This is a genomic window from Bombilactobacillus sp. ESL1094, from assembly GCF_058107425.1.
In genome coordinates this window covers 1,716,614-1,738,782 of record NZ_JBYLUM010000001.1, presented here as the reverse complement: position 1 = coordinate 1,738,782, position 22,169 = coordinate 1,716,614, and the positions used below count along the sequence as shown (strand labels likewise).

Genomic DNA, 22,169 nt, shown 5'->3' with positions numbered 1-22,169 from the left:
TATTTAGGCAATAACCTTAGCTATTACCTAAATAAAAATTACTCAATTTTCCCTAAGCAAAAACTACTTTGCTTCTTTGGACTTTCTAAAGTTTCCAGCATAAAGTGAAGCCAATCTGATTGCCTCGTCTAAGCTCTTTTCCCGGGCGATACCTTTCCCTGCTATATCAAAGGCTGTTCCATGATCAACTGACGTTCTTAAATACGGCAAATTATGAGTAAATGAAACTGTTAAATCTGGATCCAGGGTTTTCGTTGCAATATGACCTTGATCATGATACAGAGACAAAACACCGTCATATTTTCCCATGTTAGCTTGATAAAATACCGAATCCGCTCCAACAGGACCATCTACATTAATATTTTCACTTTTTAACTCTTTGATGGCTGGTATAATATAGTCAATTTCTTCATTGCCAAATAAACCACCATCTCCAGAATGCGGATTTAAACCGGCCACTGCAACGTGCGGATTACTAATACCTAAGGTTTTAAGAGCATTAACTGTTAACTTAACATATTTTTTAATACCCTCTTTTGTGATCAGGTCACAAGCTTTACGTAAAGGAACATGCTTCGAATAGAAAAATACTCGCAAATTTTGAACTTGAAACATCGTTAATGGATCTTTAACACCTGTTAAATCAGAAAGAATATCTGTGTGCCCAAGTGTCTTAATTCCAGCTTCTTGTAGTGCTTCTTTATTCAACGTTGTCGTTACCATCGCTGAAACACCATCATTAACACATAAGTCGTTAGCTTTCTTTATATAATCATAAGCAGCTTGTCCACATTGTGCCTGAACTTCTCCATATTTAAATGTTGTCATATCAACATTATTTAAATCAATTAAATCAATAACACCTGCTTCAAATTTACCTTCTGATAAATTATCAATTACATTTATTTCAATGTCAGATTTAACAATTTTCTTAACATTTTCTAAAACATTTTTATCCCCGACAACTACAATCTTAGCTTTTTGATGGATTTCAGGTTTACTAAGTGATTTAACCACTTCCTCGGGTCCAATACCCGCAGGATCTCCCATAGTGATTACAATATATTCTCTTTTCATAGTAATCTTTTCCTTCTTTACACAATCTTCATACAATTAAAAACTTATTTACAAATTCTTTTGGAATTTCGTGAGCAAAATCTCCTAAATCATCATCAGTTATAACGTAATCTATATCCAAAAAATCTGAAAAATTGATAAAAGTGGATTTTTCAAACTTTGAACTATCTGCCAAAACAATGTTTAGCGAAGAATTTTTTATTGCATTGGACTTGAGCTGCGATCTTGCTTCAGAGCCTGTTTGGAAACCTAATCTAGAAATCGAATCACATCCGATAAATGATAAATCAAAATTAAATTTTCTGATTTTTTCAACTGTATCAACACTACTAGACGAATAGGTCTTTTGTGAAAGACTTCCTCCAACAAAATATACGTTTTCTAAACCTGCATCTAACAACAAAATAGCTGTATTTAAGTCAACAGTTACAATAAACAATCCCTTAATTTCACTTATATAAGGAATCAAACACTTAACTGTAGTTCCTGCATCCAAAAAAATGGTTGAATTATCATTAACAAATAAAGCTGCCCGATGAGCTATTCTCTCTTTTTGTTCTATAAGTTCGCCTTTTTTAATACTATACGGTTTATCACTGATAGAAAGTTCTAAATCAATAGCTCCACCAAATGTTCTCTTGAGTAACCCTTTTTCCTCCATCTCGGAAAGGTCTTTTCTTATAGTAACTTGAGAAACATTCAATCTTTTTGCTAAATCTAAAACCGTTACCTTCTTTTCCTTCTTTATTAATCGGTTAATAAAATTTTTTCTTTCTTCACTGTACATTTTTTCTCACTTTCGTTCATGAACAATTTTAATATATCATAGCTTTCATTTAGTTTCAATATATTTCTTTACCTTTTGAAAGGTTACGAATTAATTCTTGCCTAAGCCAACCCTTTTTCTATTGAAATAAATAAATCCACTATTGATATTAGCAACAAAACAATACTCCCAATGATTACTAAATGATTTTTACTTTTTAACTTCAAGATCATTTTATAATCAAGGTAAAACTCACCGTCGTTACGCAAGTAACTTATAATATTCAGATTAGATTATACACTTTTATAACCTTTTAATTATGCTTATTTTTGGCTAATAGTCGTATTCTTAAAGTTTTTGCTCTAAAAAGACTTAATAGTAGTAAAAATAAAAAATAATTTAAAGTTAGACTTACGAATACTTTCGAGCTTGAACTGAACTCATCCAAAAATAGGCTTCGTGTTAAAATGATATGGTATCTAATTTTTAAAGTGAGGATTTTTCAATGAAACAAAATGTTTCCTGGTCTACCAAACTGGCAATTCTATCAGCTGGTTTGTTAACTTTTATCGGTATCTTAGTCGAAACTTCGATGAACGTTACTTTTCCAACACTTATGAAGGAATTTCATGTTAATTTAGCCATCATTCAATGGGTCACCACCGGTTATTTACTCTTAGTGACTATTGTGATGAGTACCACTTCTTATCTAATTAAACGATTTAATGCTCGCAAATTATTTATGACGGCCACTGTTATGTGTTTGGTCGGAACTTTAATTTGTGCCAGTTCTACTAATTTTACGTTTTTAATGATTGGTCGTTTACTTGAAGCAGTAGCTACAGGCTTATCAACACCAACTTTGTTTCATATCATTATGTCCTGTGTCCCGCCTTACAAAATGGGAACCTATACCGGTTTTGCAACAATGATTACTTCTTTTGCACCAGCATTGGGACCTACATACGGGGGAATTGTCAACAACTACACCTCTTGGCGCTGGATTTTCATTGGTGTCCTACCAATTATTATTCTCATTATGATTACTGGTTGGCTAACTATTAAAGTGCAAGCGCAACACAATCAACCGCCGTTTGATTGGCTGGGATTAATTAGTTTAGCAATGACAATGGTTACTCTAATTATTAGTTTTGATCAAGCAGGAGCACACAGCTTTACTAGTTGGCAATTTCTTGTTAGTTTAGTGATCACTTTCATCTTTGGCGGTTGTTTTGGCTGGCATCTCAAAACTAGTAACAATCAACTTTTAAATTTTAAAATTTTAAAAGATCCAATTATCGCCAATCGTGCCATTAATTTCTTTATTTTGCAATTTATTAATATTGGCATTTCCTTTGTGATTCCTATTTTATCTGAGCAAGTTTTAGGAACTAATTCCATGTTAGCGGGACTAATTTTATTACCCGGTTCTTTATTAGGCGCTTTTATCGCCCCTATTGCCGGTAATTTATATGATCATTTTGGTGCTAGTTTACCGCTAACTATTTCTAACTTAACTATTATTGTAGGTGCCTTAGCCTTTACCATTTGGACAGGTCAATTGAATATTGCTCTAATTATTTTCTTCTACTGCTTCATGCGTGGAGGATTCAATTTAGGCTATGGCAATACGATGTCAGACGCTAGCAAACACGTTGAGCTCACTGCTAAGCCAGATGTGAACTCGCTTTTTAATACATTGCAACAATATGCTGGATCATTAGGAACAGGGATATTATCCGCCATTATTTCGACCAAACAATTAACAGCTGCTGCTCCACAATTAAAGGCAGTGACAGCTCAAGGTTGTCAACTAGACTTTGGCTTGTTAGTAGCCTTAGCAATAATTGCCTTACTATCTACTTTAATTAGCCAACATTATCCACACTCAACCACAGCTTAAATCTCAATTATCATGTTAAAACTCTATAATAATATTTCTCCGCACCAAACGGTGTATGCACCATTAACAACCAATTAACCTTGCACGATAACTTGCAAGGTTTTTGTTTACATAAAAATATCCTAACTGTTGTTTTCAGTCAGGATATTTTGATTTTTTTTCTATTGCTAAAAACTTGAGAATACACCAACTCATGTGAACTACAATATTAATTAACTAATGGAAAGCTAAAGTTATATAGAAACAACTGTGAAATCTGGAAAAAATCAGCATCATCAATATGTTCAATGAATTCTATATTTCTGCCAGAATGTTCAGTAACATCAAATGAATGAACTTGTCTGACAACCACTTGTCCCTTAGTTTGATAACCGTTTAACTGATAATATCCGTGCTTGTTATTCCTAATAGTTGAGGTAATTGGGCTCACAATAATGAAACCAGTATCTTAATTGTAAGCATCTCGACTTAGAATTAAAGCTGGACGTCTTTTCTTGATCTCTCGTTCCCTCTGAGGATCAAAATTAATCCACACAATGTCTCCTTGACTTGGTTGATACATCATTCTTTGTCCTCATCGAATTCTAAGTCATCCCATTCGTCAGGTTCATATTGATTTTCAAAATCCGGATTTGAATATGGATCTTCAATTTTGGAAACTAACTCATAGCCACCATTATTCTTAGAGACGAGTAACCATTTTTGATCTAACTTAAAATCTTCTTTAGAAACAGGCAAGCACAGGGAGCTGCCTCTTCTAACAACGGTTAATAATTTTATAAGATTTCCCCTTAATTTAATATATTAAATACATTAAAAATGTTAAATCGTTACCTTCAAAATAGTTCGATATTAGTTTGTGAATTATCCTTAACGACTACTAATCAAAGGTCAAATCACTCAAAATTAAAGTCTTCATTTAAACTAAAATTAAGCTGAAAATTTGATTAAAACTTGCTATACTTATATTCGTTTAGGGGGATCAAAACCTAAATTCTAGCAAAAGACAGTTCACTTTTGCCAAAACAATCATGTACCAAAAAGAATATTGAGAGGAAGTATTTTTTATGAAGTTTAACAAATTTTATTCACTATCAGCTGCTGCTTTACTAGCTTTAGCTCTAGGTGGCACAGCACATGCCCAGAAGACTAACGCTGCTTCTTATAACTACCCTGTAGCTACTGCTACTCAAAAGCCTAATTCTCAGCTGTACGATTCAAAAGGTAAAGCTACTACTCAAGTAGTTCCTGCTAATACTGATTGGCGTGTTAGTGATATTCAAACCATTAATGGCCAAAAGATGTATAAGATTGCACCTAACACTTGGCTACCTAGTTCGGAAAGTTATAACAATTTTGCCCCAACTAGCTATAATTACCACGTAGTACGGGCCATTGCTCCTAAAGCTAAATATGCAGCACTTTACGACAACAATTTTAAAGTGATTCCAGAACGTGTAGTTCCTAACTTCTCTGATTGGAAAGTTGGTAAGACTCAAGTTATTAATGGCAAGACTTTCTACAAAATTGATGATCATGAATGGATAAGTTCTGATGATGGTGTTGCTAACTTCTCTGTCAATGGAGCTAATAGCTCTAGTTCCAACACTACTTCCAATAATTCCACTCCAGACTATTCTACTAAGCCAGAAGATGCCAATGGATTACATTGGTACTGGGATGCAGATGCAGGTAAATGGTTGTCTCAAGTAGGCAATAGTTCCAATTCCAGTAACTCAAGCACCTCCAATTCAGGTCAAAACTACTCATTTGACGCCCAAGCCACTCAGCAAGCTATGATTAAAGAATTAAACCGCTTGCGTACTATGAATGGCTTAAATTCGCTCCAAGAGAACTCTGAACTATCTAGCTTTTCTATGGCACGTGCCCAACGTTTAGCTGATGCGGGACAATTAGATAATCACGCAGGAGCATATAATAAAGTCCACCCTAACAGTGGGTATGATTATGCAGGAGAAAATATAGACGAAGCAGATTTACAAGCTACGCCACAAGAGAATGCTATCAATGTTACTAGCATCTTCTTCCATGATTACGGCGTTCCAGATGGTGGTCATAGACAAAATATGTTAAACCCATTTTATACGCAAATCGGTATGGGAGTAGCCAAAGATAATAACGGCAACATATATACTGTTCAAACATTGGCTACCCCTGATTCAGATTATGATTATAGTAAAACGGATCAAATGATAGATTATAACAATTCCCCGGCACCAACTGGTGTATATGACCACTAACAGTCAATTAGCCTTGTAAGAAGTTCTTGCAAGGTTTTTATTTACATAAAAATATCCTAACTGTTGTTTTCAGTCAGGATATTTTTGAGGTTTTTCTATTGCTAAATCATTAAGGTTCAAAAATCTAATACTATTCGAATTTGACAACTAGTCTTTTACCCATAGCATGAGCTACTGTAGCTAATTTGTCAAAGGTTACATTATCACCGCGTTCTATACGTGCTATAGTTGGTTGTGGTACACCAGCACGTTCAGCAAGATCAGCTTGTGTTAATCCTGCTGCTTCACGGGCTTTATACAAAGCTATTGCACTGGCAGACCGTTCTTTTTCCAAACGATAAGATTCTGCAAATTCTGGATCTTTTAATTCTTCTTTTACGATATCATTAATTTTCATTGTTAGACTCAAACTCCTTTCTTAAAGATATTGCATGATTGATTTCTGACTTAGGTGTTTTAGCTGATTTTTTAGTAAATCCATGAGTAATTACATACCTAGACCCGTGAGCGTGAAAATATAACACCCGTTGAATATTGGTAGATACTTTACTACGGATTTCATACAGATTCTTTTCACCTTGTATCTTTTTAACCCAATTAAGACGTTGGGCAATTAATAAGCCCTGATCTTGTGTATCAGTTATAACTCGCAAAATTTTAGCACGATCAGATATAGGTAGCTTTTTCAACCATTCCCCAAATTCGTCATGTCCATTTTGCCGTCTATATGACTCAAATACTGGTTTTTCCATATTCTTATTATATCATTAATGTTTTTATTTTACTATATATAATATTTATTAATTAAAGGTAAATTATGAAATTAAATGTTTCTACAATGGATTAAATTTTGAGACTTTTCTATTGCTAAAACGTTAAGGTTCAAAAACTTTATTGCCTGTGTTATCATTGATATTGAAAAAGGGATCAGTGTTAGAGCGCCAATCCCTTAGCGATCCGCTTTAAAGGCGGTGACAAGTTATTAAAAACAATATTAAATCATCCTATAACTGGTCAAAGTTATGATAGGACGATTTTTTTATTACTTTTTGTTGTTCATGATTGTGGCAACTAATGTGCCAAAAGTAATCATTAACATTAATACCTGATAGGTACCCAAGTAAGACTGGATGTCCTTTCTGTTGATTCTTCCGTATTCTCATACGCAAGCACCGCCTTGAGAACAAACAGTCACCGCCCATAAAACTTATCGCACTAACTATTTTAGCACATGAACTAGATTGAACCACTTCTCAATTTTGGGAAATGATTTTTTCTAAAGAATATGTTATATTGGTAATGAAAAAGGATCAGTGCTACAACACCAATCCCCTAGATAAAGTTGCCAAAGCGGCAGCTATTCAAATTTTAACTTTAAAAATTGAGAAGCCATCAGCTCCTGCACAGAGCTAAGACCGGCTTCTTTTTTACTTTGAATTTCGATATTTTAGAATATCTATGACTGTATTTAACAATTTCATGAATCGCTTTTACAGCCAAATAGATAATTTCTAAAACAGCAATCATCAAACTCCTTTCTTCAGGATTTATGTTTACAGTTTTTACACCATAAGCACCACCCCATTTCTGGAATAGCCACCGCCTTAGCATTTAACTTTACTATTATGTAGTTCCTTATGCATCAAGGTTTAAAACATTCAGCAGTGATGTGATTGTAAGAATATTGATTTTATTTTTTCATCGACATTGAAAAAGGATCAGTACTGCAAAACTGATCCCTTTGGTACAGTTACTAAATTAGCAACTAATCATATTTAAATTACAATAAGAATGTTAATTTTAAGATAGTCTTATTTTTTAATGATAAATTTTTTTAATGATAAATTTTCTTAACATTAAATGTAGCAAAGCCTAGAATTAACTGTACAACGTTTAAAATAGACACTCTACTACGAATTTAATTTAGATTTTTTATGATTGTAGTAACCAATTAAGAGAATTAAGGTAACTATTAACAATAAGAAGATCCCGGCAATAATAAATAAATTCATTTTGAGAGTAAAATCACTTTGAAAAACAATTGTCACAATACTGACGATCATTAATGTAGACACCACAATATCCCATATTGAGGTATTACTTGGACGAATTAATAAGAAGGTCAAAATCAAGACCACAACTATCATTACAATAAGATTGAGCCAAATTAGCTTTTGAGCAAAAATAGTTTCATTACGAAGTTGTAATAAATTAAAAATAGACAGCACCATTGATATCACGGCTAAAATCCAACTCAACCAATTTAATTTTTTAGTATTCACTAGCTAATCCTTCCTTTCATCCCGGTTACAATGAAATTATATCACAATCAACTATATTTATTCCTACCTTTAAATAAATAAATAAAATATCAGTAAAAAAAACCAGCACAAAAAAACGACTCAGACAAATTTTAAAAATTTACGAATCGTTTTTTTAATCAAAAGTTTATATCTGATAACCGGACTAAATTATTATTTCATTTTTTCAGTATCTTTCATCCAGCCTAAGGCCATCGCCTTTTCACCCAAATGTGTTCCAATAACCGGACCAAAATAAGTTTGCTCAATGGTGACATTAGGAAATTTTTGTCGCAAATGCGCAGTCCAACGATCATTTTCTTGCGGATCATTCGCATCAATCACTAGTAAACGATACGGAAAATCAGCTTGTTTTAAAGCTGTTTCAAAACGTTCCTCACTCTTTAAATACGCCTTTTTTTCCGAACGAACTTTGCCATAAGCCACAATTTCATCTGATTGATTATCAAATGTTAACAACGGTTTAATATTCAGCATTGTCCCAATCACAGCTGAGGCATTGGATAAGCGCCCACCCTTAACTAAATTGTTTAAATCCTTAACAACAATATTCTCATCAATCGTTGCGCGTAAAGCATCTAATTGTGCCAAAATTTCTGTAAGACTAGCACCAGCTTGAGCCAATCTCCCAGCTTCCATAGCCAAATAGCCCATTAATTTAACAGTAATCCGTGAATCGTAAGGAATGACTTTAATATTTGTTTTAGTAGCCGCTAAAGTCTTTAAGCTATTAATAAAGCCCGAAATTGTAGCGGCTAAATGAATCGAAATCACTGCTTCATAACCTTGATCAGCTAAATTATCATATAATTGATCCATCTCACCCAAACTTGGTTGTGAAGTCTTAGGTAGTTCTTTTAAATTACGAACTTGGTCATAAAATTCCTGGTTCGTGATATCAATACCTTCCCGATATACTTGCCCTTGAATAATGACCGGAATAGAAACAACTGTAATGTTATAGCGTGCCGCTTCTTCTGCAGTTAAATACGCAGTACTATCAGTTACGACGGCAATTTTCATGTACTACCTCACCCATTTCATTTGATTACTATCAGATAAGTCTAATAGCGAACATTCTACCATAATTAATATATTGGTGTAAAATGATAAGTTAGTATCTTTTATTTGTCAATCTAAAGGAGTTTTTATGTCATTTGATGGTTTATTTACCCATGCTTTGGTCCAAGAATTAAGCCCCATCCTTGTCGGTGGCCGCCTCAGTCGTATCCAACAACCTTTTGCCCAAGAATTAGTCTTAACTATCCGCAATCATCGACAAAATTATAGCCTACTATTATCTGCTAATCCGAACTATGCTCGGGTTCAACTAACGGAGCTCAAATTTCAAAGTCCCAAAACTCCCAGCAATTTTGTGATGACTTTACGCAAACAATTGGATAGCGCCATTTTACAAACAATTCAGCAAATTGAGAATGATCGCATTTTAACCTTAACCTTTCAGAATCGTAACGAACTAGGTGATTTACAAGAAATTACTTTTTACGTCGAAATCATGAATCGTCATAGTAATATTGTTGTTGTGAATGATCAATCACAATTAATTATTGATGCGATTAAACACGTCGATCTTACTCAAGACCGTTATCGGCAACTATTGCCTAAAGAAACCTATCGCTTGCCACCTGCCCAAAATAAAATCAATCCGTTTGATGTCTTTGAGCGTGAAAAATGGCTCAAACAAAATGGCCAACAACTCTTGCAAAGTGATCTTGCACAAGCAGCACACAACATTCAAGCTAATTTTCAAGGCTTTGATAAAAATAGTGCTCAAGAATTAAGTACCCGTAGTCAAGCAAGTACTGACGATGCCCACTTAATTCAGGTGTGGCAGGATTTTTTGGCAGGTTTTAATCAACCACAAGCAACAATTGCAACGAAACAATACCGTCAGCTTTTTACTGCTCAGCCCTATGTGTCCTTGACTTCGGACGGTTTTCAGCAACAAACTTTCACTAATTTAAGTCAAATGTTAGATGACTTTTATCGTGACCGTGCCCGGCAAGATCGTGTGCGCCAACAAGCTAGCAATATTTTACAATTAATTAAACGATATTTAAAACGAAATCAGACCAAGCTCAAACGACTACAACAAGATTTAGCCAAAACCGAATCCGCTGAAGATTATCGCATTCAAGGTGAATTATTAACGACCTACTTAAACCAAGTCAAGCGGGGACAAAAAAGCGTCCAATTGCCAAACTATTATGATAACAACCAACTGTTAACTATCAAGTTAGATCCCGCTAAGTCCCCGGCAACGAATGCCCAGCAATATTTTAAAACTTACCAAAAGCTCAAAAACTCTATTCGCCATTTAAATGAGCAAATTGAGCAAACCAAAGTAGAAATTGCTTATTTAGAAGGTATTTTGGCGCAAATTAATTATGCTGATCCTCAGGATTTAGCCGATATCCAATTAGAATTAACTCAACAAGGTTACATTAAAAAACAAGCACGCAAAAAACAGCGCAAAACTAAAATCCAATCCGGAGCAGCCTTTCAGGCTAGTGATCAAACTATTATCCGGGTTGGCAAAAATAACTTACAAAATGATTACCTGACTAATAAATTAGCAGATAAACGCTACACCTGGTTGCATATCAAAAACTTACCAGGTTCACACGTCATTATTGAATCATTAGCTCCTAGTGAGCAAACCATTCTGGAAGCGGCTGAACTAGCAGCTTACTTTTCTAAAGCTGGGGCGAATGCTAATAAAGTTCCCATTGATTATACATTAGTTAAACACGTGCACAAACCTAATGGCGCCAAACCAGGTTTTGTGATTTATACCGATCAAAAAACGCTCTTGGTGGATCCTCACTTACGCTTAAAGCAGTTAAAATAGCAGCCAAAGTAGAAAAATCAACACTTAATTAACGTTTAAACAAAAGATGATTATGCCTTTGATTATCTACATCTCATTAACCATTTTTGACCGCTATCAGTTTATGTGACTGGCAAATGGAAAACACTTTTTCTGTAATTAATAATAATTTTTTCAAAAATTGCAAATGTGATAGACTAAATATATAACTTTAATATGAAGGAAGATTTTCATGGCAGATTCAGTGCACTTTCCTGCTGGCTGGCACAAAGCGTTTTATACTTTGTGGCTAGGCAGCTTTATTACTGGGATGGGCTATTCGATGACTATGCCCTTTATCTCGTTGTTTATTGCTGATCTAGGGCACTACAGCAAATTACAAATCAATTTGTACTCCGGTTTAGCTTTTGCCGTCACTTTTATTGCCCAGGCAATTGTTTCTCCTTACTGGGGGAATTTAGCTGATCGCAAGGGTCGTAAATTAATGTGTATGCGAGCTTCGGGGGTCATGGCACTCACCATTTCAGCTATTGGCTTTGCCCCCAATGCCTTATACATCATCATCATGCGCTTAATTCAGGGGGCGTTTTCAGGTTATATTAATAACGCAACTGCTTTAATCGCTAGTGAAACACCACATCAAAAAAGTGGTCTTGTGATGAGTCAAATGATGACCGCCGGAACTGCTGGCAATTTAATCGGTCCGTTATTAGGCGGAGCGTTATCCAGTTTTTTTGGTCATTTATTTGGTAATATTTGGGGCTACCGCATTCCGTTTTTCATTACGGGCTTTTTAATGTTTGTCGTCTTTTTGGGAACAACGACTTTGGTTCACGAAGACTTCACACCCATTGCTCGTGAAAAAATGCAACCAATGAAAGAAATTATGCGGTCCTTGCCCAATTTAAAATTAATTATCATCATGTTCATTACTACGATGTTAGTTCAATCAGCAACCATGTCGATTGACCCAATCGTTTCTCTATACGTTAAATCCATGGTGCCCCATAGTCATAGTATTGCTTTAATTGCGGGTATTGTTGCCGCTACACCCGGACTAGGAACATTATTGGCTGCTTCGAAAGTTGGTCACGAAATGGACAAAATTGGTCCGATCAAAGTTTTGCGTGTTGGCCTAATTGTCGGCGGACTTTTATTCATACCAATGGCCTTGACTAACTCGCCTTGGGTCTTAGCAGCCCTGCGGTTTTTACTAGGAATTGCTAGTGCGGCGATGTTACCAGCAGCCCAAACCGTTTTAACTTTGAATAGTCCGACTGCTAGTTTTGGGCGAATTTTTAGTTACAATCAGTCTTTTCAAGCTCTAGGTTCAGTGATTGGTTCTTTGATGGGGTCTACCTTATCTGGCGTTTACAATTACGCGACCGTTTTTTGGACTACCGGTTTCACTATCTTGTTAAACTTTATTTTAGTTTTAATCTTTGCGCGCAACGCCGCCAATCGGCAAAGCAAATAAGTTTCACTTAAGACTTGTGTGTAACATTATTTACTAATTTAGTATCTGAATATTAGAAGTGTTGAGCTCATTACTTTCAAGAAATTCCAAGCAAACTACAATTTTGAAAGTAATACGCGTAAACACTTCTTTTTTTGTTGACGTTCTTTATATCAAAAATTAATAAGATCTAAATCTTTTCATGATACTCTTATAAGGAAAACACAGCAGAAAAGTAATGAAACCCAAAAATGATCCTGCAGTTTGGACAAAGCAAAAAATTACGTCCGTTTAAGATTTAAAGCAACTGTATGGAAACAATAACTGGTATTAAAAATTTGTCATTCATTACTAAATTTAGTTATAGTCCGCTGGAATCATCGAATAGATTCCCTCGTCACAAATTCCTTGATTATTTTTTCCGGCTCGGCGTGCCACTCCCTCAAACCGCATGCCACTTTTTTTCATCACAGCTCCCGAAGCTGAATTACGCAAATCATAGCGACATTCAACCCGGTTAAAACTACATTCTAATAATAAATACTGATTAATCCTGACTAGTGCTTCTGTCATAATTCCTTGATTCCACCATTTAGAGCCTAAAACATAACCAACTTCGGCAATTTTCAAGGATTGATTTAGGTGGACCACGGAGATCTCACCCACTAATTGTTGGCTGGGCAATTCAATCCCCCAAACAAATTGATCATCGTTCTTTTTAATTGCCTGAATCCGTCTTAAGCTCTCTTGTTGAGATTGATGTGGTGTCCACGTTAAATACTTAGTCACCAAACTGTCACTTGCCCAATTAGTAAACATTTGCTGCGCATCCGAAACATTGAAGTGTCTTAGTTTAATACCATTATTTGTAATCAACATTAACATCAACTCTCTTTACTCTGAATTAAAACCTGAAGCACATATCTAAATATTGTTATTGATTAGATTAACTGTTTTTTCAGGAGCGTCAACTCCTAAAACTAGTCTAGAATACTGCTCATTCTGTAATTGAATCACAATCGGACGACTCGAATGCTTAACATTGAAAAAAACTTTTTCATTATTTTTTAAATAAGTACCGCCAGCATAATTAGGAAGGTTGGTTCCTGGACAGCGAAGTCCTTTAAATTCATTTAAGATACCTGAATCAAGCGTTGCTCCCAATACATTTTTTAATGGAATAACTAGTTTCTTCTTTAAGCTAGCAACTTTATATTTTCCTTGCGGAATCACCACCAATTGATCATTCATTATTTGAATTGTATTTTCCATTATTTGCCCCTCCTATAATGCCACCATGTAATAACAAACTTTGACCTAATTTTTCGGAAACATTTTGACTATTATCTTGTTGATACCAATTTTGAAGAATTCGCTTGACTGTCAAGCTTTGCGAGGAAACTTCTAATAGAGCAATCATTACTAAATCCCATTTGAACTCATTATCACAAGACAAGCTTCTCTGTAAGCAGGCAATAAACATTTTTAACTTACTACCAAAAGTGCTGTACAAACTGCCCCTTAATAGTCCTGTTGCTTGAACTAAATCATCCAAAGATGAACCTATATAACCGTTTTTTACAAAAAGTTGACTCATTTGTAATATTATTTTTTCTTGATCGAATGATTTTTTTCTGCCCATTTATTCAATCCCCCTTTCAAAGCCAATATACTCTTTTTTTGACCAATCAGTCAATAATATTCCTTGTGAAACTTTAAAACACTTTTCTTTAAAAAAATAATCCTTCCAAAATTAAAAATTTTGAAAGGATTATTTGCAATAAAATCATACAAATTTCATGAAACTAGATTAAAGTACATGATTATTTATTGGGCAACGTAAAGTAACTCAAGCGACTGCTATATAAGCCGTTCTTTTGCTGAATTAAGGTGATTTTACTACCAAAATAATCTTGCTGTTTGTTAGCGTAATTCGAATTAATCCCTAATAAAACGTGGCCTAAATTGCTGACAAAATTCGAATTAATTTGTTGAATTAAACCAATATTAGTAGTGAATCCAGCCAAGGTTTGAATGACTTGTTGCTTTTGCAAAATTAACGTCCCATAACGAACATATGGCAAAAAAGTTTTAATATAATGGTTAACTTGCTTAACTAAGTTGGGTCGGTGCTTGCCTGGAACCGACGTTAATTCTAAGCGCCGCGCACTTAAATGTTTAAAAATCGTGGTAATTGGTGACGACAGCCAAGTATGATGCTCTTGATCTTGAACAAAGACAACTTCTTGAATCGCATCACTTGGTAAAATTTTTAAATAATTACTAATATTAAAAATAGTCAATTGGTAACTTTGATGACTTAATTCTTGCGTATTAATTCGCAATTGCAGTTGATTTTGCTCACTATACAAATGTGACTGTAAACAGCGCGAATCAGAATAAAAATCCACGGTTGTTGCAGTGTCCACATTACTTAACAAATTACCAAAAATTGCCGTTGAAAAACCATCATCTTGAAACGAATGAACCAAATTATGAGTTAACAAAACTTGTTCATAATTAGACAACATATCGGAATTTTGGTAGCCATCAATTTCTACTTGATAATGTTGCATCACATGTGGCGCATACAAAAAAGTACTGTAATGACCATTAATCTTACTAGTTGCCGCTAAATCCAATAAAGTTGCGGTGGGCTGTTCCACCGAGTTAATCGCTAATTGTTGCGTTAACTTCTGCGCTTGACTCAGTGTTAAATGCCAAAACTTAGCCAATAAATAATCATCAAAACCATACAATTTACTATGAGCGTACAATTGCAAATTACCTTTTTGTTCTCTCAATGTTTGGGCTAAATTAATTAGATGTTGTAATGCCTGCAAAAATTCCCAGTTATAATGGGTAAAACTTTGCACTTCTTTTAAATCAAAGCCCCGTATTAAAGCTTCACAAATCACCAAAACTCGCCGCACCTTGGTTTGAAATAAATCAGCTTCAATCTGCTCATCACTATAATATTTGAGTGGACGCTTCAAAAAGATATCGTGCAGTAAGTCTAAACCAGCAAAAGCTTTCATAATTACAGTTTCCAAGTTATTACCATTAACTACAATGGCTCCATTGGAAGTTTGGTGCGGTCCTAACAAGACTTTCAATTGTTTACGATCTTGGGTTTGCCAAATAGGCACGCGCGCAGTCAAATGGTTCGGCGTTAGTTCGACGGCTGCGTTCATCTGATAATTGGTTAAAGTTGTCAGATTTTGCAGTCTTTGACCAACACTTACCTGACAAATCACTTCAAACAAAGGATAACCCGTACTAGCAATTAAGGGTAAGATTTTACTACGAAAAACGGGCGAAATTTCTAGAACATAAAATGATGCTGTCGTTTCATCCACAGCTAAATGAAAAGTGCATGTACCAATAATTTTTAAGAGTGAAGTTAATTTCAAAACGGCATTGCGTAAACGCTGAAATAGCGCATCATTAATGGAAAAAACGGGGGTCACACTGGTCGAATCATTCGAGTGCACTCCAATAGGATCCATATCCTCTGACGAAAAAATCAAAGCACTATTATCAAATTTATCACGCAAAGTCACCAAAGTTAATTCTTTAAAGTTATTAATGCCCCGCTCCATTTCAAAGCCATCAGCCGTCATTCCTGCTTGAAAAAAGTCCACTAATTGTTTGGTATTGTTGACCGTATTCCAATGCATTTTTTGTTCAACTGTATTAGAACGAATAATTACAGGAAACGTCTGCTGTTGAGCAAATGCCAACGCTTCTTGGTAGGTTTGAACATTTTGATGTTCAATTAAGCGGAAACCGTGATCTTGCAAATATTTATTCAGGGAACGCTTGCTTAAACTGAGTGTTAAGTTTTGTTGATTAAAATTCAAAAGTTCCACAGTGCTAGCTTGAAAAGCTTCATCTTTTAATAGACTTCGAAAAACGTTCAGTGTATTAATTCCACTAAAGCCTGGAAAGATTAAATCAATCGCATATTCACTAATTAAGGTTTTGATTGTCGCGACATTAATCTCATCATAAACAATCACTGCTTCGTCCGCTAAAGAGTTCGCTAGTGATTCACGATTTTCAGTTAATAAAACTACTCGATAACTATCTTGCTTAAAACAGCGAATTGCTACGCGTAAGGCTCGTTCACGTTCTAACTTTTCGTTAGTCATCAAGCCGGTAGTATTCCCAACAACTAAAATGGTTTTCATCATAATTTTTTACCTTGAACAAAGGAATTAATCATATCAATAAACTCATCAAAAATATAATCAGCATCATGAGGGCCTGGAGCGGCTTCAGGTTGGAATTGAACGGTCATAGTCGGATCGCGGCGATGTCGTAAACCTTCAATGACATTATCCGTCAAACAACGGTATGTCACAAAGAAGTTTCGCCGCGCCGCCGGCGTTAATTTAACTTCATAATTATGATTATGATTTGAAAATTCAATATTCTCCGTAGCAATTTCGAGCGTTGGTAGGTTCGAACCATGATGCCCTAAACGCATTTTTTGCACCACGGCACCATTCGCCAACGCCACCACCAAATGGCCTAATCCCACTCCCAAAATCGGAATTTGGCCTTCTAATTCTTGACAAGTGGCAATGGTATCCGGAACTTCTTGTGGATTACCAGGACCACTAGTAAATAACACCGCATCTGGCGCCAAATCCAATATTTCCGCTGCTGAAGTATTGTAAGGCAAAATAACCGAATCACACTTACGAATAGATAATTGACGTAACAACGAAAACTTCAATCCCAAATCAACGACTGCAATTTTAAATCCCACATTAGGATTAGGATAAGGTTGCTTAGTGGAGACCGTTTTGACCCGATCCCGGGGAATTACCAACGCGCGAATTTGATCACGAGCATGCTCATCAGCGGTGTCCATAATACTAGCTTTTAAGGAACCAGTTTGTTGTAGATGTTGCGTTAAACCTTGCACATCCAAATTGGTAATCCCTGGAATTCGTCTTTTTTTCAAAAAAGAATTTAGCGAATTAGGATCATTACTATCCAACTGTGGGTAAGCCACGCTACCAAAAATTACACCCTTACAACTAGGCGTAATCGATTCATAGTCATCCCGATTCATCCCTGATGTACTAACAATGGGACTAGCAAAGACAATAATTTGATCATTATACGTTTGATCAGTAATAGCATGCTCAAAACCATTCATATTATTGGTTAGAACCAATTCACCCGTCGAAATAATTGGCGCACCAATGGCTTCCCCCACAAACGCTGTACCATCTTCTAAAATTAAATATCTAGTTTCGGTTGTCATCATGGATAATCTCCACGCCATCTGCATCATCAATTTCGGCCATTGAGACTTTGATTTCCTCTTGCCGAGAAGTTGGAATATTCTTGCCCACATAATCGGCCCGAATTGGTAATTCACGATGACCACGATCAATTAACACGGCCAAAGAAATTTTCCCAGGACGACCAATACTCATAATAGCATCTAACGCTGCCCGAATGGTCCGGCCCGTATACAAAACATCATCTACTAAAACCACATTTTTATTATCAATATCACTAGCCGTAAACTGGGGTGGTGCACCGTGTGTCTTTTTTTCATCATCACGAAACTCAGACACATCTAAATCAAATTGTGGAACTTCATATTCCTCTAATTGACGTAAACGATTTTGGATACGTTGTGCCAAAAAGGCGCCGCGCGTTTTAACACCTATTAAAACTAAATTTTGGTCACCTTTATTTTTTTCAATAATTTCATAGGTAATGCGCGTTAAAGTCCGTTTCATTGTCTTACTATCAACAATTTCTTTTTCCATTTTGATTCTCCCCTAGTCAACTGATCTGTACTTTAATTAAAGATGGTGCGACATCTGCGTCATTGCTCGTAATTGTTGCAGTTGTTGCTGAAATATCTGCGGTGGCTGTACTTCAAACTCTAACCACTGCTTCGTTCGGGGATGCGTAAAGCCTAAACACTGTGCATGTAAAAATTGTCCATTACCTGCTAAGGTATGCCGTGGTCCGTACAGTGGATCACCCGCTACTGGATGACCAATATACTGTAAATGCACCCGAATTTGATGCGTACGCCCCGTTTCTAATTGACACTCAATCAAAGCATAATCTGAAAAATTCTCTAACACTTTAAAATGGGTAATAGCTTTTTTTCCGGTGGCTACTACCGCTTGTTGCTGACGTTTGTTGGGATCACGCCCAATTGGCGCTTCAATCGTCCCCTCCTGTTCTGTAAAAGGATGATGCACGATTGCTAAATAGCGGCGTAAATTAGTTTTATTTTGCAATTGTTGACTTAAAGAGTCTTGGGCTAACTGAGTTTTAGCCACCATTAATAGTCCTGACGTATCTTTATCAATTCGATGAACAATTCCCGGACGAATCGTATCTGAACTTTGAACCTTAGTGTGATACAAAATAGCATTAACTAAAGTTTGATCTGGATGACCAGCCGATGGATGGACGACCATTCCCTGTGGCTTGTTGACTACTAAAACATCGGCATCTTCATAAACCACATCTAAAGGCAAATCTTGTGCAAAAGCCTTTAAGGGCTTTAAAGCTAAGGGGGTAACTTGCACCGTCACATCAGCCTTAATTTTGGTCCCAGTTTTGGTAACAGCTTGACCATCAACTAACACTTGACCAGCTTTAATCCATCTTTGTAACTGCGAACGCGTTAAATCCGGTCTTTGCGCTAAAATGGCTTTATCTAAACGCTGATTAGCTTGTAAATTAATAAAAGTAAATGTTTGCAACTTAAGACTCTTCCTGTTCTGATTTAAATAGATAAATTACTAATAAAACTACGCCCACTGTAATAAGAATATCAGCAACATTACAAACAAAGTTCAATAACGGCCAATTACCCAAACTTAAGGCAATCATATCAACTACATAGCCCCGAAACAAACGATCACAGACATTACCCAAACTACCAGCTATTAACAAGGATAAACTGGTTAATAACCAGGGGGAACGATCTTTGCCCTGAAACAGCATGTAACCCAAACAAACAACTACAATCAATGTTACTCCATAAAATAATAACATTTTTCCAGAAAAAAGATTATAGGCAGCACCGTGATTATTAATCCGCGTCAATCCCAAAATACCCGGGATAATTGTCCGCACGTGTTCAAACGGGATCTGCGTAATTGACCACCATTTAACTAATTGGTCAACCAGTAAACCCAGCAAAATTATTAAAATATAAATTATCATTAGTAATCCTCAAAGATAAATAAAATAGATTGATTGTCACCCTGATCGACATAATCAAGTTACAGCGATACGGCAAAAAATTGTACCAATTGCCACGAAGCGTTCATTATTATCATATTCCAAACACCAAAAACCCAGGTTAATTTTCAGCTTTGATCATAGCTTTTTAAAATAAGCCAGTAATCTGATCATGTTCATCAATATCCATATTTAAAGCAGCGGGCTGCTTCGGTAAACCAGGCATGGTCAAAACATTGCCAGTTAAAACTACTAAGAAGCCGGCACCCAATTTGGGTTGTAATTCTTGGACATGTAACACAAAATCACTGGGAGCTCCTAATTTTTTCGGATCATCACTAAAGGAGTATTGTGTTTTAGCAATACAAATTGGTAAATTAGCCCAGCCTTGCTGTTCAATTTGCCGAATTTGCTTTTGCGCTTTCGGACTTAAAACAATATCTTGCGCGCCATAGACCTGTTGGGCAATGGTTTTGATTTTCGTAACGATAGGCAATGAATTTTGATACAGACGTTGATAATGATTCACGGTAGTTTGATCAATTAAGGCTTGGGCTAAATTCAAAGCCCCAGCACCACCATCTTGATGCACTGTGACAGGATAAGCTTTGACTCCTAATTTTTGACATAATGTCTGCACTAACGCTAATTCGTCTGCACTGTCACTAGCAAATTGATTCAAAGCCACTAATACCGATACGCCCGCTTTTTGTAAATTCTGAATGTGCCGCTTTAAGTTACTAAAACCTTTTTCTAATGCAGCCAAATCGGGTGTGGTTAAATTCGCTTGAGCTTGGCCACCATTATATTTTAAAGCACGGACAGTCGCTACTACCACTGCTACATCGGGAGTTTTAGCCAAATGTGGCGTCACAATGTCTAAAAACTTCTCCGCACCTAAATCAGCACCAAAACCGGCTTCCGTTAAAGCATAATCGCCCAAATGTAAGGCTAAATTAGTAGCAATTAAACTATTACAGCCATGAGCGATATTAGCAAACGGACCGCCATGAATTAAAACCGGTGTATGCTCTAGTGTTTGCACCAAATTGGGTTTAATGGCATCTTTTAGTAATAACGCTAACGCTCCTTGTGCCTTTAAATCCCGTACAAATACTGGCTGTTGATCATAAGTATAGCCAATTAAAATTTGCCCCAAACGCTTTTTCAAATCTGTTAAATCAGTCGCCAGACATAAAATGGCCATTAATTCAGAAGCTACAGTGATTTGAAAGGATTCTTCGCGAACATAACCGGAAGTTTTACCACCTAGACCAATGACCGTGTGGCGTAAAGCCCGATCATTCACATCTAATGCCCGTTGCCAAGTAATCTGTCTTGGATCCAATTGTAACTGATTTCCTTGTTGTAAATGATTATCAATTAAAGCTGCTAACGTATTAATAGCCGCCGTTAAAGCATGCAAATCACCAGTAAAGTGTAAATTAATATCTTCCATGGGTACTACTTGCGCAAAACCACCGCCAGCTGCCCCACCTTTTAGTCCCATCACCGGTCCCAAAGAAGGCTCACGCATGGCTACCACAGCTGATTGTTGCAGTTGCTTTAACGCATCTGCTAAACCAATCAAAACCGTCGATTTGCCTTCACCCATCGGTGTCGGACTCATCGCTGTGACCAAAATCAGTTTACCTAAAGGTCTTTTTTGGGCCGCTTGTTGTGCTTGGACAGTGATCTTGGCCTTATCATTGCCATAAGGTTCCAAATCCGCAGCAGTTAAACCTAACTGGGCAGCAACCTTTTGAATTGGCCACATAGCTGTACGTTCGTTCTCCTGAGCAATTTCAATATCTGTTTTCATTAAATACCCCTCCTATCATTAATTAATTGTTGCAGTACATGATAAGCTTTCGGTAGAATTATTAATTTGAATAATCCGGATTGACGAGAATTAATCTTAATAGTACAAACACCATGATGATAACTAATCATTTGTACTTCTTTAACTAAAATTTGCCGTTGTTGTGAAGCTATTAAACCGGATAATTGGATTGTTTGTTGTTGGACATTAATCTGTAAGCGACTATGAATCAGAATCCAGCCGCCGACTAAAATAGTCCCAATTATGATGGCAAGTGCTCCGTAATTGAGTCTATCTGATTCTAATTGTAAAATACCGCCAATAAATAATAAAATCCAGAGCCAACACCATAACAAGGCGTTAATCTGATTAACTTTTTGATAATGAAATTTTTTAAGCATGTTAACCTCACAATTAACTTTGAATGATTTAAGCAAATTTTACCATATTGCAGTTTGATTCCCAATTTGCTG

23 protein-coding genes are annotated in these 22,169 nt (G+C 36.0%); 4 read left to right on the top strand and 19 right to left on the bottom strand.

What is annotated here, in order from left to right:
• Window positions 1–63: 63 nt before the first annotated feature.
• Together pdxA and AC3B5S_RS08265 are read right to left on the bottom strand one after the other, a co-directional pair.
• Window positions 64–1,077, bottom strand: a complete 1,014-nt coding sequence (pdxA, locus tag AC3B5S_RS08270; RefSeq protein WP_489769786.1) for a 4-hydroxythreonine-4-phosphate dehydrogenase PdxA — start codon at window positions 1,075–1,077, stop codon at window positions 64–66.
• Window positions 1,078–1,105: 28 nt separating this feature from the next.
• Window positions 1,106–1,864: a DeoR/GlpR family DNA-binding transcription regulator gene (locus tag AC3B5S_RS08265; protein ID WP_489790349.1), complete on the bottom strand. Its 759-nt coding sequence runs from the start codon at window positions 1,862–1,864 to the stop codon at window positions 1,106–1,108.
• Window positions 1,865–2,348: 484 nt separating this feature from the next.
• On the opposite strand from AC3B5S_RS08265, the gene AC3B5S_RS08260 reads away from it, so the two are divergent.
• Window positions 2,349–3,746, top strand: coding sequence for an MFS transporter (locus tag AC3B5S_RS08260; RefSeq protein ID WP_489790348.1), 1,398 nt, complete (start codon window positions 2,349–2,351; stop codon window positions 3,744–3,746).
• Between the two features lie 448 nt (window positions 3,747–4,194).
• Here AC3B5S_RS08260 and AC3B5S_RS08255 read toward each other — a convergent pair whose 3' ends face one another.
• Both AC3B5S_RS08255 and AC3B5S_RS08250 read right to left on the bottom strand, forming a co-directional pair.
• A complete protein-coding gene (locus tag AC3B5S_RS08255; protein ID WP_489769784.1) occupies window positions 4,195–4,311 on the bottom strand; it encodes a type II toxin-antitoxin system PemK/MazF family toxin in 117 nt (38 codons plus the stop codon).
• Window positions 4,308–4,484: a type II toxin-antitoxin system PemI/MazE family antitoxin gene (locus AC3B5S_RS08250; protein WP_489769783.1), complete on the bottom strand. Its 177-nt coding sequence runs from the start codon at window positions 4,482–4,484 to the stop codon at window positions 4,308–4,310. The genes AC3B5S_RS08255 and AC3B5S_RS08250 overlap by 4 nt, the downstream gene beginning before the upstream one ends.
• Window positions 4,485–4,813: 329 nt before the next feature.
• Between AC3B5S_RS08250 and AC3B5S_RS08245 the strand changes: the two genes are divergently transcribed.
• On the top strand, window positions 4,814–6,007 hold the full coding sequence (locus AC3B5S_RS08245) for a CAP domain-containing protein (RefSeq protein ID WP_489790347.1): 1,194 nt from the start codon (window positions 4,814–4,816) through the stop codon (window positions 6,005–6,007).
• Between the two features lie 130 nt (window positions 6,008–6,137).
• Here the strand turns inward: AC3B5S_RS08245 and AC3B5S_RS08240 are convergent, their stop codons facing one another.
• The 5 genes from AC3B5S_RS08240 to AC3B5S_RS08220 form a co-directional block, all read right to left on the bottom strand.
• A complete protein-coding gene (locus AC3B5S_RS08240) occupies window positions 6,138–6,404 on the bottom strand; it encodes a helix-turn-helix domain-containing protein (protein WP_489757978.1) in 267 nt (88 codons plus the stop codon).
• Entirely contained in the window at window positions 6,394–6,759 is a 366-nt protein-coding gene (locus AC3B5S_RS08235) for a type II toxin-antitoxin system RelE/ParE family toxin (protein WP_489775388.1), read from the bottom strand. The genes AC3B5S_RS08240 and AC3B5S_RS08235 overlap by 11 nt, the downstream gene beginning before the upstream one ends.
• A 252-nt stretch (window positions 6,760–7,011) precedes the next feature.
• A complete protein-coding gene (locus AC3B5S_RS08230) occupies window positions 7,012–7,170 on the bottom strand; it encodes a hypothetical protein (RefSeq protein ID WP_489790346.1) in 159 nt (52 codons plus the stop codon).
• A 747-nt stretch (window positions 7,171–7,917) separates the two neighbouring features.
• Complete coding sequence (locus AC3B5S_RS08225; RefSeq protein WP_489790345.1) at window positions 7,918–8,289, bottom strand: hypothetical protein; 372 nt, start codon at window positions 8,287–8,289, stop codon at window positions 7,918–7,920.
• 192 nt (window positions 8,290–8,481) lie between these two features.
• Window positions 8,482–9,351 carry a DegV family protein gene (locus AC3B5S_RS08220; protein WP_489757974.1) on the bottom strand — a complete coding sequence of 290 codons (870 nt, stop codon included), beginning with the start codon at window positions 9,349–9,351 and terminating at the stop codon, window positions 8,482–8,484.
• Between the two features lie 127 nt (window positions 9,352–9,478).
• Here AC3B5S_RS08220 and AC3B5S_RS08215 point away from each other — a divergent pair, with 127 nt between their 5' ends.
• Window positions 9,479–11,200 (top strand): Rqc2 family fibronectin-binding protein, encoded by a 1,722-nt coding sequence (locus tag AC3B5S_RS08215; protein WP_489790344.1) that lies wholly within the window; start codon window positions 9,479–9,481, stop codon window positions 11,198–11,200.
• A 211-nt stretch (window positions 11,201–11,411) separates the two neighbouring features.
• Window positions 11,412–12,656: an MFS transporter gene (locus tag AC3B5S_RS08210; RefSeq protein WP_489769776.1), complete on the top strand. Its 1,245-nt coding sequence runs from the start codon at window positions 11,412–11,414 to the stop codon at window positions 12,654–12,656.
• A gap of 336 nt (window positions 12,657–12,992) precedes the next feature.
• Here the strand turns inward: AC3B5S_RS08210 and AC3B5S_RS08205 are convergent, their stop codons facing one another.
• The 10 genes from AC3B5S_RS08205 to AC3B5S_RS08160 form a co-directional block, all read right to left on the bottom strand.
• Window positions 12,993–13,514, bottom strand: a complete 522-nt coding sequence (locus tag AC3B5S_RS08205; protein ID WP_489790343.1) for a GNAT family N-acetyltransferase — start codon at window positions 13,512–13,514, stop codon at window positions 12,993–12,995.
• Window positions 13,515–13,559: 45 nt separating this feature from the next.
• Window positions 13,560–13,907: a hypothetical protein gene (locus AC3B5S_RS08200; protein ID WP_489790342.1), complete on the bottom strand. Its 348-nt coding sequence runs from the start codon at window positions 13,905–13,907 to the stop codon at window positions 13,560–13,562.
• On the bottom strand, window positions 13,879–14,277 hold the full coding sequence (locus tag AC3B5S_RS08195) for a TetR/AcrR family transcriptional regulator (RefSeq protein ID WP_489775395.1): 399 nt from the start codon (window positions 14,275–14,277) through the stop codon (window positions 13,879–13,881). The genes AC3B5S_RS08200 and AC3B5S_RS08195 overlap by 29 nt, the downstream gene beginning before the upstream one ends.
• 181 nt (window positions 14,278–14,458) lie before the next feature.
• Window positions 14,459–16,831, bottom strand: coding sequence for an ATP-binding protein (locus AC3B5S_RS08190; protein ID WP_489790341.1), 2,373 nt, complete (start codon window positions 16,829–16,831; stop codon window positions 14,459–14,461).
• Complete coding sequence (locus tag AC3B5S_RS08185) at window positions 16,828–17,919, bottom strand: carbamoyl phosphate synthase small subunit (protein ID WP_489790340.1); 1,092 nt, start codon at window positions 17,917–17,919, stop codon at window positions 16,828–16,830. The genes AC3B5S_RS08190 and AC3B5S_RS08185 overlap by 4 nt, the downstream gene beginning before the upstream one ends.
• Window positions 17,900–18,433, bottom strand: a complete 534-nt coding sequence (pyrR, locus tag AC3B5S_RS08180) for a bifunctional pyr operon transcriptional regulator/uracil phosphoribosyltransferase PyrR (protein WP_489775398.1) — start codon at window positions 18,431–18,433, stop codon at window positions 17,900–17,902. Before pyrR ends, AC3B5S_RS08185 begins: the two co-directional genes overlap by 20 nt.
• A 36-nt stretch (window positions 18,434–18,469) precedes the next feature.
• Window positions 18,470–19,390, bottom strand: a complete 921-nt coding sequence (locus AC3B5S_RS08175; protein ID WP_489790339.1) for an RluA family pseudouridine synthase — start codon at window positions 19,388–19,390, stop codon at window positions 18,470–18,472.
• A 1-nt stretch (window position 19,391) separates the two neighbouring features.
• Window positions 19,392–19,856 (bottom strand): signal peptidase II, encoded by a 465-nt coding sequence (gene lspA, locus AC3B5S_RS08170; protein WP_489757966.1) that lies wholly within the window; start codon window positions 19,854–19,856, stop codon window positions 19,392–19,394.
• A 166-nt stretch (window positions 19,857–20,022) separates the two neighbouring features.
• Entirely contained in the window at window positions 20,023–21,696 is a 1,674-nt protein-coding gene (locus AC3B5S_RS08165) for a formate--tetrahydrofolate ligase (RefSeq protein WP_489769773.1), read from the bottom strand.
• Window positions 21,696–22,097: an EbsA family protein gene (locus AC3B5S_RS08160; RefSeq protein WP_489757964.1), complete on the bottom strand. Its 402-nt coding sequence runs from the start codon at window positions 22,095–22,097 to the stop codon at window positions 21,696–21,698. The genes AC3B5S_RS08165 and AC3B5S_RS08160 overlap by 1 nt, the downstream gene beginning before the upstream one ends.
• Between the last annotated feature and the right edge of the window lie 72 nt (window positions 22,098–22,169).